This window comes from Thermoanaerobacterium butyriciformans (genome assembly GCF_017874545.1).
Taxonomy (GTDB): Bacteria; Bacillota; Thermoanaerobacteria; order Thermoanaerobacterales; family Thermoanaerobacteraceae; genus Thermoanaerobacterium; species Thermoanaerobacterium butyriciformans.
In genome coordinates this window covers 43,748-67,159 of record NZ_JAGGLT010000015.1, presented here as the reverse complement: position 1 = coordinate 67,159, position 23,412 = coordinate 43,748, and the positions used below count along the sequence as shown (strand labels likewise).

The 23,412-nt window shown below is 36.4% G+C and carries 22 protein-coding genes and 1 tRNA gene; 2 read left to right on the top strand and 21 right to left on the bottom strand.

Going from position 1 to position 23,412, the window contains the following annotated elements; translation table 11 throughout:
• Positions 1 to 47 precede the first annotated feature (47 nt).
• From J2Z80_RS07755 to J2Z80_RS07720, 8 genes are all read right to left on the bottom strand, one after another.
• Positions 48 to 545, bottom strand: a complete 498-nt coding sequence (locus J2Z80_RS07755; protein ID WP_209453870.1) for an ECF transporter S component — start codon at positions 543 to 545, stop codon at positions 48 to 50.
• Between the two features lie 127 nt (positions 546 to 672).
• Positions 673 to 1,056 carry a biotin/lipoyl-containing protein gene (locus tag J2Z80_RS07750; protein ID WP_209453869.1) on the bottom strand — a complete coding sequence of 128 codons (384 nt, stop codon included), beginning with the start codon at positions 1,054 to 1,056 and terminating at the stop codon, positions 673 to 675.
• An 18-nt stretch (positions 1,057 to 1,074) separates the two neighbouring features.
• Complete coding sequence (locus J2Z80_RS07745) at positions 1,075 to 1,233, bottom strand: hypothetical protein (RefSeq protein ID WP_209453868.1); 159 nt, start codon at positions 1,231 to 1,233, stop codon at positions 1,075 to 1,077.
• Between the two features lie 35 nt (positions 1,234 to 1,268).
• A complete protein-coding gene (locus J2Z80_RS07740) occupies positions 1,269 to 2,819 on the bottom strand; it encodes an acyl-CoA carboxylase subunit beta (RefSeq protein WP_209453867.1) in 1,551 nt (516 codons plus the stop codon).
• A 187-nt stretch (positions 2,820 to 3,006) separates the two neighbouring features.
• Complete coding sequence (locus J2Z80_RS07735) at positions 3,007 to 3,372, bottom strand: hypothetical protein (protein WP_209453866.1); 366 nt, start codon at positions 3,370 to 3,372, stop codon at positions 3,007 to 3,009.
• A gap of 1 nt (position 3,373) precedes the next feature.
• Positions 3,374 to 5,041 carry a formate--tetrahydrofolate ligase gene (locus J2Z80_RS07730; protein ID WP_209453865.1) on the bottom strand — a complete coding sequence of 556 codons (1,668 nt, stop codon included), beginning with the start codon at positions 5,039 to 5,041 and terminating at the stop codon, positions 3,374 to 3,376.
• Between the two features lie 17 nt (positions 5,042 to 5,058).
• On the bottom strand, positions 5,059 to 6,444 hold the full coding sequence (locus tag J2Z80_RS07725) for an ATP-binding protein (protein ID WP_209453864.1): 1,386 nt from the start codon (positions 6,442 to 6,444) through the stop codon (positions 5,059 to 5,061).
• 278 nt (positions 6,445 to 6,722) lie between these two features.
• On the bottom strand, positions 6,723 to 8,639 hold the full coding sequence (locus J2Z80_RS07720) for a right-handed parallel beta-helix repeat-containing protein (protein ID WP_209453863.1): 1,917 nt from the start codon (positions 8,637 to 8,639) through the stop codon (positions 6,723 to 6,725).
• 115 nt (positions 8,640 to 8,754) lie between these two features.
• Here J2Z80_RS07720 and J2Z80_RS07715 point away from each other — a divergent pair, with 115 nt between their 5' ends.
• On the top strand, positions 8,755 to 9,510 hold the full coding sequence (locus J2Z80_RS07715; protein ID WP_209453862.1) for an AraC family transcriptional regulator: 756 nt from the start codon (positions 8,755 to 8,757) through the stop codon (positions 9,508 to 9,510).
• Positions 9,511 to 9,604: 94 nt separating this feature from the next.
• Here J2Z80_RS07715 and ftsH read toward each other — a convergent pair whose 3' ends face one another.
• The 13 genes from ftsH to J2Z80_RS07650 form a co-directional block, all read right to left on the bottom strand.
• Positions 9,605 to 11,440: an ATP-dependent zinc metalloprotease FtsH gene (gene ftsH / locus J2Z80_RS07710; protein WP_209453861.1), complete on the bottom strand. Its 1,836-nt coding sequence runs from the start codon at positions 11,438 to 11,440 to the stop codon at positions 9,605 to 9,607.
• Positions 11,441 to 11,508: 68 nt separating this feature from the next.
• The gene (gene hpt / locus J2Z80_RS07705; protein ID WP_209453860.1) at positions 11,509 to 12,054 is read right to left on the bottom strand and encodes a hypoxanthine phosphoribosyltransferase; all 546 of its coding nucleotides are present in this window, start codon (positions 12,052 to 12,054) and stop codon (positions 11,509 to 11,511) included.
• A gap of 12 nt (positions 12,055 to 12,066) precedes the next feature.
• Positions 12,067 to 13,449 carry a tRNA lysidine(34) synthetase TilS gene (gene tilS, locus J2Z80_RS07700; protein WP_209453859.1) on the bottom strand — a complete coding sequence of 461 codons (1,383 nt, stop codon included), beginning with the start codon at positions 13,447 to 13,449 and terminating at the stop codon, positions 12,067 to 12,069.
• A 9-nt stretch (positions 13,450 to 13,458) separates the two neighbouring features.
• Entirely contained in the window at positions 13,459 to 14,298 is an 840-nt protein-coding gene (locus tag J2Z80_RS07695; RefSeq protein ID WP_209453858.1) for a protein kinase domain-containing protein, read from the bottom strand.
• Positions 14,298 to 14,987 carry a vWA domain-containing protein gene (locus J2Z80_RS07690; protein ID WP_245301213.1) on the bottom strand — a complete coding sequence of 230 codons (690 nt, stop codon included), beginning with the start codon at positions 14,985 to 14,987 and terminating at the stop codon, positions 14,298 to 14,300. The genes J2Z80_RS07695 and J2Z80_RS07690 overlap by 1 nt, the downstream gene beginning before the upstream one ends.
• 61 nt (positions 14,988 to 15,048) lie before the next feature.
• Entirely contained in the window at positions 15,049 to 17,400 is a 2,352-nt protein-coding gene (gene spoIIE / locus J2Z80_RS07685) for a stage II sporulation protein E (RefSeq protein ID WP_209453857.1), read from the bottom strand.
• Positions 17,401 to 17,556: 156 nt separating this feature from the next.
• Positions 17,557 to 17,631, bottom strand: a tRNA-Glu gene (locus J2Z80_RS07680).
• Positions 17,632 to 17,686: 55 nt separating this feature from the next.
• Positions 17,687 to 18,235, bottom strand: coding sequence for a class I SAM-dependent methyltransferase (locus J2Z80_RS07675; RefSeq protein WP_349292587.1), 549 nt, complete (start codon positions 18,233 to 18,235; stop codon positions 17,687 to 17,689).
• Between the two features lie 13 nt (positions 18,236 to 18,248).
• The gene (locus J2Z80_RS07670) at positions 18,249 to 18,632 is read right to left on the bottom strand and encodes a DUF302 domain-containing protein (protein ID WP_209453856.1); all 384 of its coding nucleotides are present in this window, start codon (positions 18,630 to 18,632) and stop codon (positions 18,249 to 18,251) included.
• The gene (locus tag J2Z80_RS07665; protein WP_209453855.1) at positions 18,622 to 19,368 is read right to left on the bottom strand and encodes a DUF5714 domain-containing protein; all 747 of its coding nucleotides are present in this window, start codon (positions 19,366 to 19,368) and stop codon (positions 18,622 to 18,624) included. The genes J2Z80_RS07670 and J2Z80_RS07665 overlap by 11 nt, the downstream gene beginning before the upstream one ends.
• A 39-nt stretch (positions 19,369 to 19,407) precedes the next feature.
• On the bottom strand, positions 19,408 to 20,676 hold the full coding sequence (gene trxB, locus J2Z80_RS07660) for a thioredoxin-disulfide reductase (protein ID WP_209453854.1): 1,269 nt from the start codon (positions 20,674 to 20,676) through the stop codon (positions 19,408 to 19,410).
• Positions 20,677 to 20,698: 22 nt separating this feature from the next.
• Entirely contained in the window at positions 20,699 to 22,066 is a 1,368-nt protein-coding gene (locus tag J2Z80_RS07655) for a radical SAM/SPASM domain-containing protein (RefSeq protein WP_349292586.1), read from the bottom strand.
• 173 nt (positions 22,067 to 22,239) lie between these two features.
• Entirely contained in the window at positions 22,240 to 22,890 is a 651-nt protein-coding gene (locus J2Z80_RS07650; RefSeq protein ID WP_245301211.1) for a methyltransferase domain-containing protein, read from the bottom strand.
• A gap of 141 nt (positions 22,891 to 23,031) precedes the next feature.
• Here J2Z80_RS07650 and J2Z80_RS07645 point away from each other — a divergent pair, with 141 nt between their 5' ends.
• On the top strand, positions 23,032 to 23,352 hold the full coding sequence (locus tag J2Z80_RS07645) for a hypothetical protein (RefSeq protein ID WP_209453852.1): 321 nt from the start codon (positions 23,032 to 23,034) through the stop codon (positions 23,350 to 23,352).
• Positions 23,353 to 23,412 lie beyond the last annotated feature (60 nt).

Here is a 23,412-nt window from a genome sequence, read left to right as displayed (position 1 = left end):
TACATTCCTTTCAATTTATTGTTAAAGCAGGCAATACGCCTGCTTTTTTACTTGATATATTTTTTTACAGATTTAACTATAACCGTAGTCAAAATCACTGCTATAATGACTTCAAATATCGTATTTTTAAGTACAATCAACAATGCAACTTGTATAGTTAAGTATTTCTTAATGACAGCTAACCCCAATACACCAACTGTATTTGTAAGAGTACCTGCAATAGCTGCAATGCCTTCGCTTTTTGAAATTTTATAAACGTAATATGCCACAATGCCTATTAAAAGTCTTGGCAATATAGCGATTATTGGGTCAGCAAAAAGCGGGGTATTTTGCCTTATAAAGCTTGATACGCCAAAAATAAATCCTATAAAAGTCCCTACGTAAGGCCCTTCCAGTATAGAACCTATTATAGTAGGTATATGCATTGTCGTGGCATTGGCTATCCCTAAAGGTATATATCCCAGTGGCGTTGTAGCCATTACTATAGATATAGCCGATAGCATGCCAGCAACAGTAATCTGCCTTACAGTTAATTTTGATGTCACATTTTCCACCTCCAATCCAGTTCCATTCAGGATACCGGTCGAAATATTTTAAATAAATTATAGTCCAGCTCACGAGATGCCGGCAAAATAATTCTACCAAAAAAACGCATGTATATCAAGCGCCATATCATTTTAAGTATAAAAGTACATCGCCTGTATTTACAGAAGCACCTTTTGAAACATTTATCGATGTAACTGTGCCGTCATAAGGTGATGTGATTTCATTTTCCATCTTCATTGCTTCTAGTATTAAAAGCACATCACCTTTTCTAACAGTCTGCCCTTGGCTTACTTTGACATCTAGTATAGTTCCCGGCATAGGTGCATTAATTGGAGCACCGTCTTTAGCTTCATTCTTTATTTCAACTGGCGTATTGCCTCCACTTACTTTTACCTCATTTTTAACAGCACTTTCTTCTACTGTTTTTTTCTCACTTATGACATCGGCTTTTACTTCTTCTACTTCTACATCGTATTTCTTACCATTAACGGTAACTATAAATTTTTTCATTTTGTGTATCCTCCTTGCTTACTTCATCTGACTATAAAGACCAGCTTTACGCCATTCAGGCATATCAGAACTGACTCTTTTTATTGTTTTAATGCGGAATTTTGAAGCAGAATTGCCAAATGCCGCATAAATCGCAGCCTCTATAACAGCAACTATTTCTTCATTTATCTCTTCCATATTTTCACTTCCCATTCCAACAATATATAACTAATTTAAACTGGAAAATTACCGTGTTTTTTGCTTGGCCTCGACTCTCTTTTGCTCATAAGCATGTCAAAGGCAGAAATGAGACGAGGCCTGGTTTCACTAGGTAGTATTACATCATCTACATAACCTCTTGCTGCAGCCCTGTAGGGATTTGCAAAGTTTTCTCTGTATTCTTTTATCTTCTCATTTCTTGCAGCAACTGGATCATCAGATGATTTTATCTCATTTTTAAATACTATGTTGGCTGCTCCGTCAGGTCCCATTACTGCAATTTCAGCAGTAGGCCACGCCAAAACAAAATCAGCGCCTAAGTCTTTGCTGCACATGGCAAGATATGCTCCACCGTATGCCTTTCTGACTATAAGTGTTACTTTCGGCACTGTCGCTTCAGAATACGCATAAAGCATCTTTGCTCCATGCCTTATGATGCCGCCGTACTCTTGGTTTGTGCCAGGCAAAAACCCCGGAACATCCACTATATTTAATAATGGTATGTTGAAAGCATCGCAAAATCTTATAAACCTAGATGCCTTATCAGACGCATTTATGTCTAGACATCCAGCCAAAACTTTAGGCTGATTTGCTATTATGCCGATTGTCCTTCCATTAAGCCTCGCAAATGCTGTTATAATGTTTTCTGCGTACATAGACTGTGACTCTAAATATATACCATCATCTACAATTTCTGAAATAATTTCTTTCATATCATACGGCTTGTTAGGATTGTCAGGAATTATTTCCATAAGCCTATCGGACAGTCTGTTTATATCATCATTTATCATATACTGCGGAGGATCCTCAAGATTATTTGACGGCAGATAGCTTAAAAGCTTTCTAACCATTTCTAAACATTCTTCGTCATTTGCTGCTCTAAAATGAGCTACACCGCTTTTTGTGCTGTGTGTAATAGAACCACCAAGTTCTTCAGCAGACACATCTTCACCGGTTACAGCTTTTATAACCTGCGGTCCCGTTATAAACATCTGACTAGTCTTATCCACCATAAATATGAAATCTGTCAAAGCAGGTGAGTAAACAGCTCCACCAGCGCTGGGCCCCATAATTACAGATATCTGCGGTATGACACCAGATGCCAGTGTATTTCTAAAAAATATATTTCCATACCCCGATAGGGCATCGACACCTTCTTGTATCCTGGCCCCGCCAGAATCATTTAAACCAATAAGTGGTGCTCCCATCTTTACTGCCATATCCATGATTTTCGTGATTTTCTTTGCATGATATTCGCCTAGTGACCCTCCAAGGACTGTAAAGTCCTGTGCATAAACGTAAACAAGCCTTCCATCTATTGTACCATACCCAGTTACAACACCTTCACCAGGTATTCTCTGCTTTTCCATTCCAAAGTCAATACATCTATGTTGGACAAATGCATCTATCTCCACAAAACTATCTTCATCCAAAAGTTTTTCTATTCTTTCCCTTGCGGTAAGCTTTCCCTTTTGATGCTGTTTCTCTACTCTATCTGCACCACCGCCTTCATAAATTGACTCCCTTCTCTTAAGAAGGTCTTCAACTCTGTCATCCATCGACATTTATTTACCTCCTTTGTATGTTACTAACTTCTAATATATCATATTATGACCTAATAATAAATATCCATTTTGTAAATTCAGATAAAAAGCATGAAAAAATATTTAAAAGCGGATAAAAGAGATTTTCTCTTAAATCCGCTTAATTTTTGCTTGTCAATTGAATCTTAAAATCTTTTAGATTTATATATTAATTTAGAAGAGGTTCAATCTTCTCAGATATCTCTTTTATAACTATATCAAGTTCAAAATATCCCTTTTGCATCTTTAATTTTGACAAAAGCTTTAAATATTGTTTTAAAGTCCCCATTATTACTACCTGAGACTTTTCAATGCTCATATTTATACAGCCTCTCTCTACAGCCGCTTCACCGCCTAATGCAAGCATTTCCTGTTTTATAATGTTTGCTGCCGCCGGATGAACATCCTTTAGCTTTATGACACAAAATACTGCCTTAGAAGCCATTATTGCCACAGACACATCTTCAATATTCAGCTTCTTCAACTCATTTTTAGCTTCACTTAGATTATCAATTTTCAGGATTTCACTTTTCATATTAAAATAAACCGGTTATTTTACCCTCCTCATCGATATCCATCTTCTCTGCTGCAGGTGATTTTGGAAGTCCAGGCATTGTCAAAATATCACCAGTCATGACTACGATAAATCCAGCTCCAGCAGAAATGTTTAATCTTTTTACAGTAATGTTAAATCCCTTAGGCCTACCTAAAAGCTTTGGATCGTCAGACAAGGAATATTGAGTCTTGGCTATGCACACAGGAAGATGGCTAAGTCCCATTTTTTCTATATTTTTGAGGTCTTTAATAGCTTCTTTTGTGAATTCCACATCATCTGCACCGTATATTTCTTTTGCGATTGTCTTTATCTTATCTTTTATAGGCATGTCAAGTTCATAGAGAGGCTTAAAATCAAACTCTTTTTCACATGCATCAATTACCTTTTCTGCAAGTTCGATGCCACCTTCGCCGCCTTTTCCCCATACATCTGCTAATGCCACATCTACGCCTAAATCGCCACAATATCTTTTTACAAACTGGATTTCCCTGTCTGTATCGTTCATGAACTTGTTAATAGCAACGACTACTGGTATTCCATATTTCTGCACATTTTCTATCTGTTTTGCAAGGTTCTCTATGCCTTTTTCTAGTGCATCCATGTTTTCGGTTGCAAGCTCTTCTTTCTTAAGACCACCGTGCATCTTAAGAGCCCTTATAGTCGCCACGACGACAGCAGCACTGGGTTTTAATCCTCCATATCTGCATTTAATATCAAAAAACTTTTCTGCTCCTAAGTCTGCACCAAATCCAGCTTCCGTCACAAGATAATCTGCAAGCTTTAAACCATATTTTGTAGCTATGATGCTATTGCATCCGTGGGCAATATTTGCAAACGGGCCTCCATGTATCAATGCAGGCACATTTTCTAATGTCTGTACCAAATTTGGCTTTATAGCATCTTTAAGTAAAAGCGCCATAGCGCCATCAGCCTTCAAATCCTTTGCTGTAACAGGATTTCCGTCTATGTCATATCCAATTATTATCCTGCCTAATCTTGCTTTTAAATCCTTGAAATCTGTAGCGAGACACAAAATAGCCATAATTTCAGATGCAACAGTTATTATAAAACCATCCTGTCTTGGGAAACCATTTGTCTTACCTCCAAGCCCTACCACGATCTCTCTCAGTGCTCTATCGTTCATGTCAATAGCTCTTTTCCATGTTATACGCCTTACATCAATGTTAAGCTCATTTCCTTGATGTATATGATTGTCAATCATAGCAGATAACAAATTATGTGCTGATCCTATAGCATGCATGTCACCTGTAAAATGGAGATTTATATCTTCCATCGGAACAACTTGCGAATACCCACCACCAGCAGCACCGCCTTTTATCCCCATACAAGGACCTAAGGACGGTTCCCTCAAGGCTATAACAACTTTCTTTTTAAGGCGATTTAAAGCTTGTCCTAGCCCTACAGTAACAGTGGATTTACCCTCACCTGCCGGTGTAGGATTAATTGAAGTAACCAAAATCAGTTTTCCATCTTTATTGTTCTTCACTTTGTCCCATAATTTTTGTGATATTTTTGCCTTGTAATTTCCATAAAGCTCCAGATAATCTTCTTCTATTCCTATCTTTTCTCCAATGTCAGCTATATGCATCATTTTAGCTTCTTGTGCAATTTCAATGTCTGTTTTCAAACGAATACCCCCAGTCACTATTTTTTAAGCTCTAAGTAAATATTCACAATCGTTCCAACACCTTTTTTGCTCAAAATCTTTAGATCTCCGCCGTATTTACTTAAAATATTTTTGCAAATAGACAGCCCCAACCCTGTACCATCCTTTTTCGTTGTAAAAAGTGGCATCGCGACTTTTTTCAAATTTTCTCTATCTATTCCACAGCCGTTATCTGCTATCTTTATTATAACCTTATTTTTATAAGAATTAAATCTCGTTGTCAAACATATTTTACCGCCAATTCCTATGGCTTGAAACGCATTTTGAAAAACATTTAAAAGAATTTGCTTTAATTGATTGTTGTCTATTTTTACCACAGGTACTTCATTTAGTTTTTTTATTATTTCTATTTGCCTCTGTCTAGCCTCCGCTTCTATTAACACCATGTATTTTTCTATTAAATCATTCAAATCAGTTTCATCCTCATCTGAGCTGTTTCTCATAACGCCTAAATAACTCATAACTAAATCTATTATCCTATCCGACTCGCTGATTATCGTATCAAAATACGCTGGGTCACTTTTATCTTTTAGTTGCATAAGCTGTAAAAAACCTTTTATAGACGTAATAGAATTTTTTATTTCGTGAATAAGAGATACTGCAAGTGCTCCCATCAAATTGAATTTTTCGCTTTTTTCTATAATCTCTCCAAATCTCAGTTTCTCTGTCACATCTTTTATAACCAAGCAAAAAAACTTATCATCGTACGTGTCAGCTACCTCTATCGACAAAAATCGGCCACTGTTCTTTATATTGTACACCACAATTTTTTTACTCATTATTTCATCAAATTCTATACTTTCATCTAATGACTTTAATAATTTCACTATGTCCTTGTGAAAAATTTTTTTATAGTCTACATTCATAAGATTACAGGCAGCTTTATTTACGTACTCTATATGCTTTCTCTTATCAATTAAGATAATTCCTGTGTCAACCATGTCAATAATCCTAAATCTGTTGTACAGCAAATCCAAATAAGCATTTATATCGCCCACAGAATTAAACTCACTTCTTACAAAATTAAGTGTTGAAATTATGCAAATTCTGTTGCCATCATCCGAATTTAAAAAATTATCCACCATTTTAAATCTCAATGTAAATCCATACCTGGAATTTAAAGTAACATCATAAATATTCTCTTCAACTTTTTTAGCATCATTAAGAAAGAAATTTTTAAAAAAGAAATCATAATTTTCACCTATATCGTCATGATTAAATCCTAACAATCTTAAAAGAACGTTGTTAATATAAATTACTTCCCCTTCAAAATTTTTAAGCATAATAAATTTATGTGATACGTCAACCAAGTCAAAAATCCATTTATATTTTGAGCTTTCTGATAGCCTTACCACATCGTCCATGATAATTCCTCTTTTCTTTAGTAAAAATTTAATTGTCTACTGATGTAACATTTACCAATTATATATTTTGACACATACGATAAAAATCCTTCTTAATTTTTACAAACTTTCTCATCATCTTTAAAATTTTTATAAATCGGGAAAGGGAGATATATCTTAAAAATCAACTTATTCAAGACAAAGTAATCCACTCCTGATGTTGAATATCGTAATAAAAATAGTGCGTAAAATAATAAAGCCTTATGCCTTTATCACAGGACATAAGACTTTACTTAATACTACCAGACTTTAATATAATTATCTCCTTTTTTCAAAAGTGTAATGGGACCTATCGGGCTATTTTCCGATTTTTTTGTGTCTAAATAGTCAGTATCTAATACCAATTCTTTACCGTCAGGGCTCTCAAACTCAGCGTCAACAATACGCACCCTTTCCAATGTCTTTGTCGAATGGATATCACCTACAATACCTCCAAATTCATCTGGCAATTGCATCGAAAGGTACACTTCATTTCCTTTATCAATGATGGCAAGCTTTGGATCAAAGTCCTTTTTAACCAACTTGTCCTTTTCTTTCTCAAATGGCTCTGCACCATTGAAGTAGGCATTTTTATTGATGTAAACAGGTTGCTCCACCCGCTCAAATTCTCCTAAATCGCCAGGTACCTCATTGACTTTTTCAATATACTCCTCTAAAGACGTTGTATAGTTGTTGTAATGAGAAGTGCCTACATTCTCTAATCCGTCTTTTCCTATGAAGATATTGTTGTAGAATCGATCATCTCCTCCATATACAAATGCAAATCCTGCAACTTTAGTGCTGTGTGGAAGATGGTATTGAGTTGAACGATTTAACACTTTTCTCTGATTCATCTTGCCTGCGATTAAATTGTTTATATACGCTCCACCTTGAGACATATTATCGATAGCGTATTCGGAAGCCAATATATTGTGGTCAACCACGTACGGTCCATGACTTACCTCAACGAATATATCCCTGTTATTATTGTAAAACAAGTTTTTGCTGACCCTTGTTCCCTGCGCTTCCCAATCCAGCCATAATCCTAATGAGCAATCATGAATGCGGTTATGATGAATCTGAACATCTATAGCCGCATGTAGCTTAATTCCCGCTATTTCATGCCCGTAGAATTCTCGCTTCAATGCGATGTTGTAAATATGATTATTATAGATTTCACTAAAGACACATCCTAAATGCCCAACAATCGCATTTTGCCCGCAATCGTAGATTGTATTGTTCCTTATGATATGTGAGCCTATCTTTTCTTTAGACCAACCATTCCGCTCTGCATTAAAGACAGCTTCTAATTGGTATTGATATCCAGGCTTATCCTTGCGTATAGAGCGATAATTGTTGCCTGTTGTGGCTTCTTTGCCGATGCTTATTGCGCTGCATTTAGCATCGTGTATAATATTGTCCTCGATTATCCACCCTTTGCTCCAATTTGGACCTATAAGCCCCGGCTGGTCGGCTGTGGGAGGTGCCCATGGTGTTGCCGCATGTGCCATCTCGAAGCCCTTGACTGTAATATAGTCTATGCCTGTTTCGACAGGATAGAAACACGACCTCCTGACATTTATCTCCACAAATTCTTCATTTGGATCGGCACCTTGAAAATTGGCATAAATCGTAGTCTTTTCCGGGTCTACTTCGGCATACCAAACGTACTTCGTCTGTTCTACATTGTGAACAGGTACAATCTTCTGCGTCCAGTGATCAAGGACTTCTGTCCTAACTTGTGGATTAAAAAGAGCTTCATAGCTTGTAACTTCATAAAAAGACATGCCATTTAAGTACACATCCCCAAGGTGCTTTTTCTCATCAACTGTAAGCAGCCAGTCTCCAAAAATTTCTTCTTTATACGGATTAAACTCCCCAAAAAAGGAATTGGGCAACTGGCATTTCCACACGTTTCCTTCAACACGCTGCCAGCTCTGAATCCGTTCAGAGCCTTTTATTACTACTTTTTCACCTTCCGCCGCCTTGTATGTAATCCTTCTTTTGTCGCTTAGCCCTTTATATTTTGGTTTTACCCATTCCCGGTACACTCCTTCATGGACTATAATTGTGTCTCCTGCCATAGCAACAGATGCAGCCTTATTTATAGTCAGAAACGGATCTTTAATTGTTCCCTTCCCTTGATCTGAGCCAGTTTTCGCTACATGATATTCCATTTTTAAAACCTCCTCTTTAAACGATTAACTCTATTTTAAGAAATAGGTATTGTAATTTCTATGCAAAAAGTAGTATACTTTAAGACAATATTAGTGTTTTTTTGGAGGAAAGCTTATGGTCTTTTTTCAAAAACATGGCGTAAATGAAAAGAATCTTTTTAGATTTTTTTCACTGAAAAATTATCAATTTCCATATCATTTTCACAGAGCATACGAACTCATATACTTAAATGATGGGCATTTATCTGTGTCAATAGGCAAAAAAGAATACGTATTGAAGAAAAATGATTTGGCTTTTATCTTTTCAAATCAGATGCATGAATTTAAGACGATTGAACACTCTGATATCACAATTATTCTATTTTCTCCAGAACTTATCGGGGATTTTTATATGAATTATAAAGGCATGATTCCCGACGATAACATACTGCACTTAGATAGTATTATAGATTTTAATGGACTTAACTCCATCTATAGCAAAAAAAGCTTTCTCTATTCACTGTGCGACAAATTAGTAAATCAAAAATCATTCATTCCCGTTAAACAATCAACACAGACAAAAGTACTCTACAAGATACTGCTTTTTATTGAGCAAAATTATTCAAATGACTGCACATTAAAAAGCGTCGCAGAAAAGCTAAATTACGATTATCCATATTTATCAAAACTATTTGTTCAGCAAATGGATATGACTTTTACAGAATATCTAAATAGCTACCGAATTTCACAATCATGCTATATGCTAAGAAACAGCAATCTTTCTGTAAGCGAAATTGCATTTAATTGTGGATATAACAATTTGCGGACATTCCACAGAAACTTCAGGAAGATGACAAATATGTCTCCAAAAGAATATCGAGAATTAGATTAATCGCAAAGACAATATTAACCGATGTCTTAAAAAGTTTGAAAGCCCATTCATGAAACTAAAAAAGACATACAAAGTAAATTGTATGTCTTTTAAGTCACGCTTCTTCGCTTTTATTTGTCTCATCTACATTTTCACCATTAAAATACTTTTCAAATTCTTCTGCATTAAGTTTCTCTTTTGTCATCAAAGCCTGTGCAATTCTATGAAGCTTATCTATGTTTTCTTTCAACAGTGTCTCAGCCTTGTTGTAACATTCATCGATGATTCTCTTCATCTCTTTATCAATATCATACTGAACTTCTTCACTGTAATTCCTAGTCCTGCCTAAATCTCTACCAATAAATATTTCATCATTGTCAGTGCCAAAAGTCATAGGTCCCAGCTTTTCGCTCATGCCGTACTCTGTAACCATCTTTCTCGCTATATTTGTGGCTCTTTCTATATCATTCTGCGCACCAGTAGATATGTCATTCAGTACTAAGCTTTCAGCTACACGTCCTCCTAACAGATGGACAATCTCATCCATCATCTCAGATTTTGACATATAGTACTTATCTTCTTCAGGCAGCAGCATCGTGTAGCCGCCTGCCCTTCCTCTTGGAATGATTGTCACTTCGTGGACAGGAGGTGTATTTGGAAGAAGTTTTGCTACTACTGCATGGCCTGCTTCATGATACGATACAAGCTTTTTGTCTCTTTCTGATATTACCCTGCTTCTCTTTTCAGGACCTGCTATAACCCTCGTAATAGCCTCTTCCAACTCTACCATAGTAATCTGCTTCATACCTTTTCTGGCAGTTAAAAGGGCAGCTTCGTTTAAAAGATTCTCTATGTCAGCGCCTGTAAAGCCAGGCGTCCTTCTAGCTAAAACCTTCAGCGACACATCAGGTGCAAGAGGCTTATTCCTAGAATGTACTTTTAGGATCTCCTCTCTACCCTTGATGTCTGGAACACCTACCGTTACATGCCTGTCAAACCTGCCAGGCCTTAAAAGAGCTGGATCAAGAATATCTGGTCTATTTGTAGCAGCTATCACGATGATGCCTTCGTTTATACTAAAACCATCCATCTCAACCAGTAATTGGTTCAAAGTCTGTTCCCTTTCATCATGTCCACCGCCTAATCCTGCGCCTCTATGGCGACCAACAGCATCAATTTCATCTATAAAAATTATACAAGGAGAATTTTTCTTAGCCTGGTCAAAAAGATCCCTTACTCTTGATGCACCAACACCTACAAACATCTCTACAAAATCAGAACCACTTATGCTAAAAAACGGCACTCCTGCTTCTCCTGCAACAGCTTTAGCAAGCAAAGTCTTACCTGTTCCAGGAGGTCCTACTAAGAGAACGCCTTTAGGTATACGAGCACCTAAATCTAAAAACTTCTTTGGAAACTTTAAAAATTCCACTATCTCCTGTAGCTCTTCCTTCTCTTCGTCTGCACCTGCTACGTCATTAAACGTAACTCTCTTTTTGTCATCTGTTATCATCTTAGCACGGCTTTTGCCAAATGACATAACTCTGTTGCCACCACCGCCCTGTGCTTGCTGCATGAATACATACCACAGCACCACCAGCACAGCCACCATAAATAACGTTGGCAAAAGCGAATACCACCATGGGGCACCCTGAGGAGGCTCACTTTTTACAGGAATCTTTTTCTCTTCTATATACGGTGTCAGAAAATTCATAAAAGATGTAATATCTGGTACATTACTGCTAAACTCAGTACCATCTTTTAAAGTACCTGTCACAGTTGTCCCTGATATTGTCATCTCAGAAACATTATTTTTAATAATCTGGCTGTAGAGATCTGTAACATTAATCGCCGTTGGTTGTTTTATATTATCAGTATACAATTGTACCATTGCATATAATGCGATAATTATCAGTATCCATATAACGATACCTCTGATCGTTTTATTCAAATATGGCCCTCCCTTCAAAGCCGTATCACTTAATTTATAATACCATATAGCATATAAAAAAACAAATTTTAGCTGTACATTTCAGGTTTTAAAACGCCAATAAAAGGAAGGTTTCTGTACTTCTCATCGAAGTCCAATCCGTAGCCTACGACAAACTTATCAGGTATCTTAAATCCCACATAGTCAACTTTTACTGATGCTTCTCTTCTCTCAGGTTTGTCTAGTATTGTGCATATTTTTAAGCTTTTTGGCTTTCTCCCAAGCAAAGTTTCTCTCAAGTAAGATAGAGTCAATCCGCTATCAATTATGTCTTCCACAATTAGTACGTCTTTGCCTTCTATGCTTATATCAAGGTCCTTAATTATCTTTACTATTCCTGATGAATGTGTTGAGCTTCCATAGCTGGAAACAGCCATAAAATCAAGTGACAGAGGCAAATCTATATTTCTCGACAAATCAGCCATAAACATTAAAGCACCTTTTAAGACTCCTACCAACATCAAATTTTTCCCTACATAATCCTTCGTAATCTGTCTCCCAAGCTCTTTTATCTTTTCCTTCAGTTCTTCTTCTGTGATCAAAATTTCCTCGATGTCTTTCGATAAATTTTCCATCAAATTTCCTCCTTAATCTTGTTTAATGTACTCTATAGACAATATTTTTTTTGTGTCATCGCGTACTTTGTACTTTTCAGACATTCTATATCCTACGATCCACAAAACGCTGCTGCCAATAGCTAATAATGGTATCTTATCTCTCTCCTCTCTTGGTATTTTTTCATCGATAAAATACTCCTTAAGCGTCTTTGTACCTTTCATGTTTAAAGGTGAGATGTAATCTCCAATTCTCCTATACCTTACCGTTATATCTCCATCAAGCAAATCCATATCAAATAATTTGTGGTATTTGCCTAAATTAAGTTTTTCTATAGACTTTCTATCTATTATCTCCGCCTTATATATGCCTAAACATCCCCCATCAGTTATACCTGGAATATTAAGTTTAACTTCTTTAAGGTTTCGTTTTTCATAAAAAGCCCTTTTTCTGAATATAAGATTATTATAACTTTTTATAACTTCAATTTCAAAGGGTAAATCAATTTTTGACGACGTCTGCTTATCCATTATATTCAACACATCTTCCACATGTTTAAATGTAAGTTGATTAAAATTTCCCTTTAATTTCTTATAAGCCAATCTAATGATTCTTCTTCTTATGGAACTGTGCAATTTTTTTATTCCATCAATGTCAAGTTTAACATTTCCATCATCAAGGTCAGCAATCTCGTTAAATATTTTTTCAGATTCCCGACTTAAATAATCTTCATCATCAAGCACGATCTGTGATGTTCTGTACAAATTTTCAACTATGTCTACATCAAAATTTTCTTCAATAAATGGTATCAATTTTAGCCTTATTCGGTTTCTTCTATACACATCTTCTTTATTTGTGGCATCTATTACATACCCAAAATCTTTTGATGTCAAGTAGTCAAGTATTTCATCTCTCGTGGTCCTTATAAGTGGTCTTATGATGCATCCGTTAACAGGCTTTATGCCTACAAGTCCAGTTGTGCCAGCACCTCTTAAGATGTTTAAGAGAACCGTTTCGGCTACGTCATTTTTGTTGTGAGCAATGGCAATTTTGTTTCCACCAACTTTTTTAAGCACTTCATTAAAAGCACTGTACCTTATTTCCCTTCCAGCAGCCTCCTCAGACAATCCCTTTTCTTCAGCGTACCTTCTCACATCTTCCTTAAATAAAAAAAATGGGATATTTATTCCCTCGCAGAACTTCTCAACAAACAACGCATCACTGTCTGCATCGGCTCCCCTCAGCATGTGATTAACATGGACCACAAAAAGCTTAAGCTCATACATTTCTTTTAACTCTAAAAGCAAGTTAAGAAGGCAAATAGAATCAGGGCCTCCAGATACTCCTATTACGATTTTATCGCCTTCTTCTATCATCTTGTATTCATTTATCGTCTTTTTAAAGCTATCTATCATATATATCCCCTACACAGCCAAAATCATGAGTATAACGAATATCATGCCCACTATAAAAAGCATATAATTTAAGTACATTGACGCCTTTTCACTAAAGCATCCGTTTTTAAAATTGACATACAGTTTATTTATGTCATACGTGCCATTAAGCGCCTTTATTATGACAATATAAAACTTCCCAAGCTTGCTCTTTGATTGCTTTAACACTTCTCCTATCGTATGGTAATCATGTCTAAACGTCTTGCCCATTACAAGGCACACAAAAAGCATCCCTGCTTCAAACGACAGATACCCGGAATCCGCTTTTCTTAAACCTACTTTCCAACTGGCTCTGTCAAACTCAGGCGTAAACTCTTTTACAGTATCATCTTTAGCGGACGTTGAACCGTAGTCAATAAGCACTATGCGCTTTTTTACCTCATCTATCATGACATTAGATGGTTTTAAATCTGTATAAAAAATGCCTAATCGCTTTAATCTGAGCAAAATATCTAAAATTTCAACAAATATGTATGAAGCACTCTCCAAATCAATGCCTGATTTAATCAATCTATCAAGGCTATACCCATCTATGTATTCCAAAACGATATAGTGATACATTTTATTATACAATAATGCATCATCTAATTCAAATACACGGGGAGCAAAATCGCAATTTTTCAATGACGTCAACATTTTGTACTCTCTCGTGATGCTAATTAAATCTTCACTTATCTTAAGCGCATACTTTAAATTTTTATCGTCGTGAACAAGGTATACATCGGCCACACCGCCATTCCCAATTTTTTTCTCCACTACGTATTTCCGTCCATTGTGTATGCCTGTCAAAACATAGCCATTCTCAAGCATTAACCGATACCTCTTATGGATTCGGCTTCTGTCTCAAAAAGCGATGTAGCCAACTTTATCGCATGGTAAGTAGGGGTATTTCCACCTGCCTTTAAGTTCTTAATGCCAATTTCTATATCATTTATCTTCGATGTAAATGGGCATATAATCTTCGCATAAGCATCATTGCCATCTGGAAATCCTATTAGGCAAAATTGGCTTTTGCCCTTTCTCACTTTCATCGTGCTTAGAAGGTCGATTATTCCATTCACCGCTTTTTTTAATTTTCTTGCCATACTTCCACTTAAGTCCAGTAAAATTGCGCATCTTATGTCTGAAATATCCAGAAGTCTGTCGATGTATTCTACGATTTGAGATCGCAATACAGGATGGAGTCCTTCTATGCTTTTCCCTATAAGTTTCATCAATTCTGCATCAAGTGTATCGTACAAAGTTTTTTCGGCTGATTTTTGCGTCACTGCTGACAAGGACCGTATAAAATCATCTGAGTAAATTATGTCATACACGCCGCCACCAGAACTTGCAATATCTTTTATCTCTTTTATAGACAGATTTCCATCGTCAACGATACCTATAGAACTTACTCGAATTCCCTTCCTAAAAGCTAAAAAAGCTGCATCTGCAGGATTTCCACCAACATTTGACTTGCCATCTGTAACGACGATTATCTGTTTTATCAAAATCTCCAAAATCAAATCCCTCCATAAGATTTTTTATTATTTTTGCCATCTTATGGAAGGATTATTCAACCTACAATCGCTTTTTCCAAACTTTCACCACAAGCACTGTCATGTCATCTCTAGGAGTGTTTTCACAAAGCTCAAGGCATTTCTTCATTATAGCCTCAGCCATGTCCTGAGGATCTTTCATATCAAGGCTTCTTAAAAATCTTGCCATGCTTTCTTCTTTGTTGCCGTCAAAGCAATCTAATACTCCGTCAGTCGTCAAAATCACAAAATCGCCGTCTTTTAACTTTCTATCGTGGATGTCTGCATCGACGTCTTCCAAAATACCGATGGGGAGAGAACTGGATTCAATCACATCCACATCTTTTCCGCTCTTTATAAATGTGGCTGATGCACCGATCTTTATGAACTCTGCATCCCCCGTAAATAAATCTATAAACGATATGTCAACTGTTGAAAACATTTCTTCTGCTGACCTTAATGCCAGAATAGAATTTATAGTTTGTACAACCAAGCCTTTGTCAAATCCTGCCTCAATAAATCTTTCCAGCAAAGATATAGTCGTACTGCTTTCAGAGGCAGCTCTATAGCCAAAGCCCATTCCATCGCTTAATGCTGCCATGTACTTTCCGCCTTCTAGTTCCATGAAGGAATACGTGTCACCTGAAATTTTATTTGCACTTTTACTAACCTTACTAATACCTGTCGATACTTGATAGCTTTCAGCTCTGGTAAGCGTCAGTCCGCATCTTCCCTTGTTATTTATTGAACACAATGTGTTTTTCCTTTCGTATTTCTCCCCCATTATCTCAGAGACAGCAGGTATGACTTTTTTCTCGCATTCTTTAGCTGCATAACATGCTTTCTTATATATCTTTATAACAACATTTCCTTCTCCTTCATCGTAAACTATGGCGTCATCTACAGGTATGCCTCTTTTATCTAACTCTACAAGCAAATACTGTTCAAGATCGTCTTTGAAAGTGATGTCCATGCTTATATCGTCAGCCATGTTTGATATAACTGATGATATTCCTTTCAACTGATTTGAGACAATATTCTTGGCATCTTTAAGCCTTTCCCTCCACTGCATGTTTATCTTATATAGCATTAAGTTGTGCTTCGTACAATTAAGAAGCTCAGGGAACCTTATGCATTTTTTGTAAAGCTTATTGTTTTCTACATTTCCTGTCCCTTCTAGGTTTTCCACTAAGTCGAACATACTTTTATACGTAAAATAAAAATCTTTATCCCAACACGTCTTATACATGGCACAATCAGTACATGTCTTATTTGCTATCTCTTCAAAAAGATATGATATGTCCTTGTGATCTAAAATCTTCTCATTTGCCTTCTTAAAGCTTTTTCCCAGCTCATCAAAAACTTCAGCATACTCTTTTAATTTATCAGTCACCACTTCTTTCAACTTTACACTATAGTTGCGCTGGCTTAAATCTTTATTGCCCTTTACAATAAGTAAAAGTTTGTCCAAATGTTTTTTAGGTACAGCTAGAAATAGTGCAGATGACAGTGCTAAATCATAAGGATTTATCAGCATATTTGAATACCCATTAACATAAAATGTCATAATAGCAGTAGCAGTAAAAAATCCAATGGTGATTCCTAACCTACCAAGTTTTTTCATGCTTCCAGATAAAAGACCTGTAAATCCATATAGCCCTACAGACGTAGGAGTATTTGTAAGAGAAAGACTGCCAATAAGGCCTATTGTAGTTCCTACGCCGGCACCTGTCCCAACACCACCTATGTATGAACCTATCAGTATAGTAAGTATCCCAAATGTATTATTTAAGTTAAATCTCCATACTTTTATGTTGTTAAGCCCTAAAATAAAAATGCTAAGCAGTATGCACAATGAAATAATTTCTTCGTTTGATATGACTTTTCTGTTTAAGCTACCTAAAAGTGAAATTGCCTGATTAAATATAAATACCATCAACATAGCTATGACAGATTCGTAAATAGACGTCATCACGTCAAACAGCAAAAATCCATAAGCTTTACTGTAAATAAGGTCTACTGTAAGCAATGATAAAAATGTTATCACTGCTACTTTAAAGATGTTCTTGCTTTTCACCTTTAATAAGCACTCAAAAAATAATACTAATGTCAACACTATTAAATATTTGGTACTGTTCACATCATGTAAAGACAGAACTCCAAGGTAGACACCAATGCCCGACAAAAAGTACTTTCTCTTTTGCATAATAAGCGATGCAAAATACGCTGCACCAAACGGGAGAAGGCTGTCCATTATCTGAGCACGACCAATGACAAAGCCTATTAGTGCAAAAATCAAAGAATTGACTATAAATTTTACATTATCCTTTTGCAATTTCTCATTGCTTTCTTTTCTTCCTATCCTGGAGTAAGGAAGAATATCAGCACTTTGCATATTTACCACCACCATTTTTTTGATATGATTATATCATCCAATATAAGGTAAAATTTGTAAATATATGGTGGTGACTTAAATTTTTTTAACGACATTTTATATAAATAAAATAAAAAAAGCTACAACTTTTGTAGCTTCTCTCATAATATTCAAATTTGGTGACCCCGACGGGATTCGAACCCATGTTACCGCCGTGAAAGGGCGATGTCTTAACCACTTGACCACGGGGCCTAAGACATATCATATTTTATCACATTTTGTAGATTTGTCAATAATCAAATTTATCCTATTTTACCCCGTAAAATATGTCGATTAATTCACCTTTAGAAATCTCACCATTAATATTATACTTATCTTTAATGTAATTTACTACATCGTAAATATCTATTTTTGCTTCATGAAGGCTTCCTCTTTGCCTGTGTGCTTCGGCAACTCTTTCCTTCCCTAAATCATTAAGCTCTGTTATTAATATTTTTCCGCCGCTTTTCAAGACTCTCATCATCTCGTCAATCGCAATTCTATAGTCGCTCATGTGATGCATTGCATTGTAAGATGTGACAACCTCAAAAGATTCGTCAATAAACGGCATTTTATGTGCATCCCCATGTACAAACAAGATTTTGTCTCCCACATCTTCATTGCTGATAATCTCTTTAGCCTTTTTCAGCGTATCAATATTGTACTCTAACGACACCACATCATACCCGTATCTTGCCAGTGCATAAGCCATACGAGCTCTACCAGTGCCTACGTCCAATGCAAACACATGCCCTTCGCCCAATAAATCTAAAGCCCGTTTCAAATCTGATTCAATATCAATTGCCAAGTATATCACCTCTAATACTATTTTAAAGCATATCTATGGCTTTTTTCAACTTATCAGAAACTTCGGCTGCTATTTTAGATAATTTTTCATCATTAGAAGGTAATGCCTTTAAAGGATCAATTGCTGATACAACTACACTGCCATCGCTTTTTTCGTACACAACCACATTACATGGCAGCAAAAGCCCTACTTCAGGGTCAATGTTTAATACTTCGTAAGCATAAGTGGGATTGCAGGCACCAAGTATGACGTAGTTCACCATATCCTTGCCTATTTTCTTTTTTATCGTATCTTTCATGTCAATCTCAACCAATACGCCAAAGCCTACTTCTTTCAAAGCTTCTTTCGCCTTTTCTACCGCTTCAGCAAATGCGTAATGGACTTTTTTAGTAATGTCAAGATCCATATTTCACACCCCTTTCTGACTTTTTCACATCTCTGTACTTACACATATAATAGCATTCCCTGTTTCTCTTTGAGTAATTACATTTATCTTCTCTTTCAAAATTTGTAGGAAATTTGACACTTAGTTCTTTTTCAAAAAATTCCACTGCTTCTTCTATAGATATCCTTGTGCACTTCTTACAACATCTTGCACCACCAGCTTCACCAATCCTTTTAAGCGCACTTGCAACGGCTAAATGCGCCTTAGTTCTTTTAAGAGGTGTAAGAGGTGTCGCTTTATAAATAACTGAAATAGCAACACCTATTCCTACACCAGCACCACAGGCACCGTAATAGCCACATGCTCCGCCAGGTATCTCTTTTCCGCGGTTTATAGCCTCTAAAACGTCGTCGTCAGAAGCTTTTCCTGTCAGGTTTTTGTAAGCTGTGACTATTGCTGCAGGAACCAATGCATGATGTTCTGGCCCATGCATTGGTATCCTTGCGTCACTCATGATATTTTCTACTATCTCCATAGGGTCTTTAGAGTTTGTTGATAAACAGTAATCTTTTATGACTTCAATTCCGTCCTTTGCGTGACATTTGTCGCAAACGTAGTGCCCATCCATACAGTGGGCAAGAATTAATTCTTCTGTACCACAGTATTCGCATTTTTTCAATACTGGCTTTTCTAAATACATGAGCGGCTTCCCGCATATCATGCAATTTTCCATATACTTTGTCTCGCAGCACTCCATCATTATCTCCTTTCATATTTCTTAAAAGTATGCAAGACATCACAGCTCCTGTATATACCTTTCTGCGCTTACAGCAGCAGAAGCACCATCACCAGCCGCAGTGACAACTTGCCTTATCTTTTTATCTCTTATATCACCAGCAACGAAGACACCTTTCACATTTGTCATGAGATCCTCATCGGCTTTGATGTAGCCATATTGATTTAAGTCAAGCATTCCTTTGAACAAGTCTGTCTTTGGCGTAAGACCGATGTAGACAAATACGCCATCAACTTCTATATCTTTAAGTTCACCTGTCTTTAAATTCTTGTACGTCAGTGACTTAAGCATTCCATCTCCATTTGCCTTTACAACGTGAGACTCCCAAATGAAACTTATCTTTGGATTAGAGAAAGCTTTTTCTTGCAGTACATTTGAAGCCTGTAAATTATCAAACTCGTGTATAACCGTAACCTTATCAGCAATGTTTGCCAAGTACAATGCTTCCTGAATAGCAGAATTGCCTCCTCCTATTACAGCTACATGTTTTCCTTCATACATTGCACCATCACATATTGCACAATAGTGAATGCCTTTTCCTCTGAATTCAGCTTCACCTTCTGCAGGAAGTTTTCTTGGCTGTGCTCCCATAGCTATTATAACAGCTTTTGGATAGTATATCTTGTCTTCTGTCCTTACAAATTTCTCACCATCAGTAAGCTTAATCTCAAATACTTCTTTTAAATCATCAATGATTGCGCCAAAGCTTTCTGCCTGTTTTCTCATGTTTTCCGTCAATTTCTTTCCTTCGATCTGCCCTTCTGTTCCAGGATAATTTTCTATATAATACGTGTTGGCTGCTTGACCGCCTGTAGTTGCTTCATCTATTACGACTGTCTTTAAGTTTGCTCTTGCTGAGTACAAAGCAGCCGTAAGACCTGCAGGGCCTCCACCCATTATGAGTACATCGCACTCAACCTTCTCTGGCTCTTTGTCTAAAAGTGAAAAACCTATCACTTTTTCTACTGCCTTGCGAAGATCTGGCTTTGAAATATATCCATTTAATCTTTCACCAGTTTCTTTGCCGTCTTTAAAGAACAAAAGTGTAGGGCTTCCTTTTACGCCAAGGCTTAATGCAAAGTCCTTGTTGCCTTGTCTATAAATCTCAACAAATTCCATGTGATCTTTGTATACATCGGCTAATCTATGAAATATCGGTTTTAGTTGAGCGCATGGTGGACAATCAGTAGAATAAAAATCTACAACAACTGGTTTCTTAGAATTCAAAACAACTTCTTCAAATTCATTAGCATTGATTTCTCTTACCATAAATACATCCTCCTTAAAATTTTTAATCTTGAATTAAGACTTCATCTTTATAATACTCGACACCTAATTGGTACAGCTTTTTTATATCTCTACAATCAGGAGATAGTACACTGCCATTTCTTTCATTTGCGACGACTCCACAGCCACCGCCGCAAACTAAACTTACAGGGCATTCTTTGCACTGCGGTATACTCAAGACATTTCTTTCTTTCCACGGCAATACTTTATCATCAAAAATTCTTCTCTCAGGATAAAAAGTACCTAAGCGATAATCTTTCCTGCCGCAGCTTGCAGTGCAACCGTATATATCGCCATACAAATCGTAAAGCCATTCTTTTTTACCAGCAGGACAAGTATCAAAAGTAGGAGAATACATAGTCCCTGAAACAAGGATATTTCTCATGCCTTTAAAATCTGGCTTGTGAAACTTTCTTAGTATAGGATACTTCTTAGACAACTCTACAAATGTAGCCCATTGTTCTACTTGTGACATAAGGCTCTGATGATTTAGAGAACATTCAAAAAGCTCATAATTTCTGCCTATCTGCGTCTTAAATTTAGTGCCATCCAAATCGAGATACCCTTTTTTATCAAGAATTTCAGCCAATTCCGGCAGATAAGAATAATTGTCTTTATCCACCACAACCCTTAAGTTAACAGGCATGTCATTCTCGATTAGGCTGTCAATTCCCAATAGAATCTTTTCAAAACTGTCTCCACCACCTAATAGCCTTCTTCGCCTATTGTGAATTTCCTTAGGTCCATCCAATGTTACCTGTATTTCTTTCACATTTCCCTTTTTAAGAATGTCTATATACTCTAATACATTGTAACCATTAGTAACTGCAGCTATCTCATAGCCGTACAGCTTGCTCTTTTCTACGATGTAATTAATGATGTCTTTTTGAACGTCTGTATCTATAAAAGGCTCTCCGCCAAAGAGCGTAATGTACGGCTTTACCCTCTCTAACTTAAATCTATCGTTTATATCATCAAAAAAGGCATCAACAGCCTCTTTCGTTATTAAATCTTTCTTTGTCGGTATGCCTCTTTCATAACAATAGATGCAAGAAAAATTACATCCGTATGTTGGTACAAGCAATATTTGTGTTGGCGATTCGTCCATTATTTCCTTAAATTCTTCATACGCTTCTTTTATCCTTATATCCTCATGCTCTTTTTCCTCATATACATAACCTCTATCAATGACATAATCCAGAAAATCGATGTCGTAAACATCCTTACCTGATTTTATGTCATAAAGCTTATTTACCTCATCTTTTGAAGCAATATCTGAACTACCTGATAGCAAATTTAAAATAATAAAGTCATTTTTCTCTTCACTAAAAGGTAGAATCATGTTATACTTACTAAAGTACAATAAAATCACTCCTTAATTTATGCGGTAGAAATTCTACCGCATTTTTTAGTCATGGCAGCCTACAACAAGCTTCGATGACTTTGAGCAGCATTGTGCTACGCTGCTGTTTTGTGTTGTGCAGCAATTTGAATTCTTTTTTGTTACAGCTTTCACCTAAATCACCTCCTTTTAATGCAAGATAACTACCTTTTAATGCCTTTGATCGTTATACTTGCAACAGGATATCCATTTTTCATGTATTCACGCTTTTTAAGATATTCTATTTCTTTAAAACCTGCATTGTTTATGGCTTTTATATATTCTTCTTCCGGAATAGCTCCGCCGAAGCAGTCAGCCCAAGCTTCAGGGTCATTTACAATCTCATCCGGAAGTCTGTCCTTTGATACAACGTCTGAAACGATAAATCTTCCACCATTTTTAAGAACCCTGTAAATCTCTTTATAGACTTTTTCTTTGTCTTTTGCATGATTTATCACGCAATCGCTTATGACAACGTCAAATTTTTCACTTTGAAGTGGTATGTTTTCTACATCCCCTACGACAAATTCAGCATTTTTTACATTAAGCTTCTTTCTGTTTTTTTCTGCTTCTTCGATCATCCTCTCAGTAAGATCGAGACCTACTGCAACTGCTTTTTCACCTATTATCTTCGCAGCATTTAAAACGTCATTTCCTCTGCCGCATCCTAAATCAAGGACATTTTCTCCTTCTTTTAAATCCGCCAAAACGATATTTTTACCGCCACAGCTTAAATTGTCCTCTTCTTCAGCTAATTTTTCATATCTATTTATTATGTTTTCTTTCGCTTCCATCTCGTCACCACCTTTTGCCAAAGACATATCCCCTATATAGGGGGTGGTACTAAATGATAGTATACCACAATAATTTAACAAAGTAAATACAAAACAAAAGAAAGAAAACGAATTTTATATTTAAATCTATTGTGTGGAATATTAGAATATGGAGGTGTTTTTATGAAAATAACGGCCGTATTTCCCACTCAAGATATGGCAAGCGCGTTAGTCGACAGTTTAAAAAAGATGGGTTTTGATCGAAAAGACATGATCATAACGGATATGAAAAAATCTGGGCAAGATATGGACTTTATGGTTGACAATACTATAGATATAAAGTCTGAGAGAGAAGGTTTAGGTGAAAAAAGACCCTACACGGACTTTTACACAGATGATGCTGATTCCGGAATACTTGTTACAGTGGAAGCTCCAAAAAAAGAACTGTCTAAAATAAGAGAGACAATGGAACAATGTGGTGCCACAAACATAATCCAAAAGTAATCTAAGGTGGGGATATGCTTTATTCCCACCTAATTTCTTTGAGGTTTTATTATCATATAT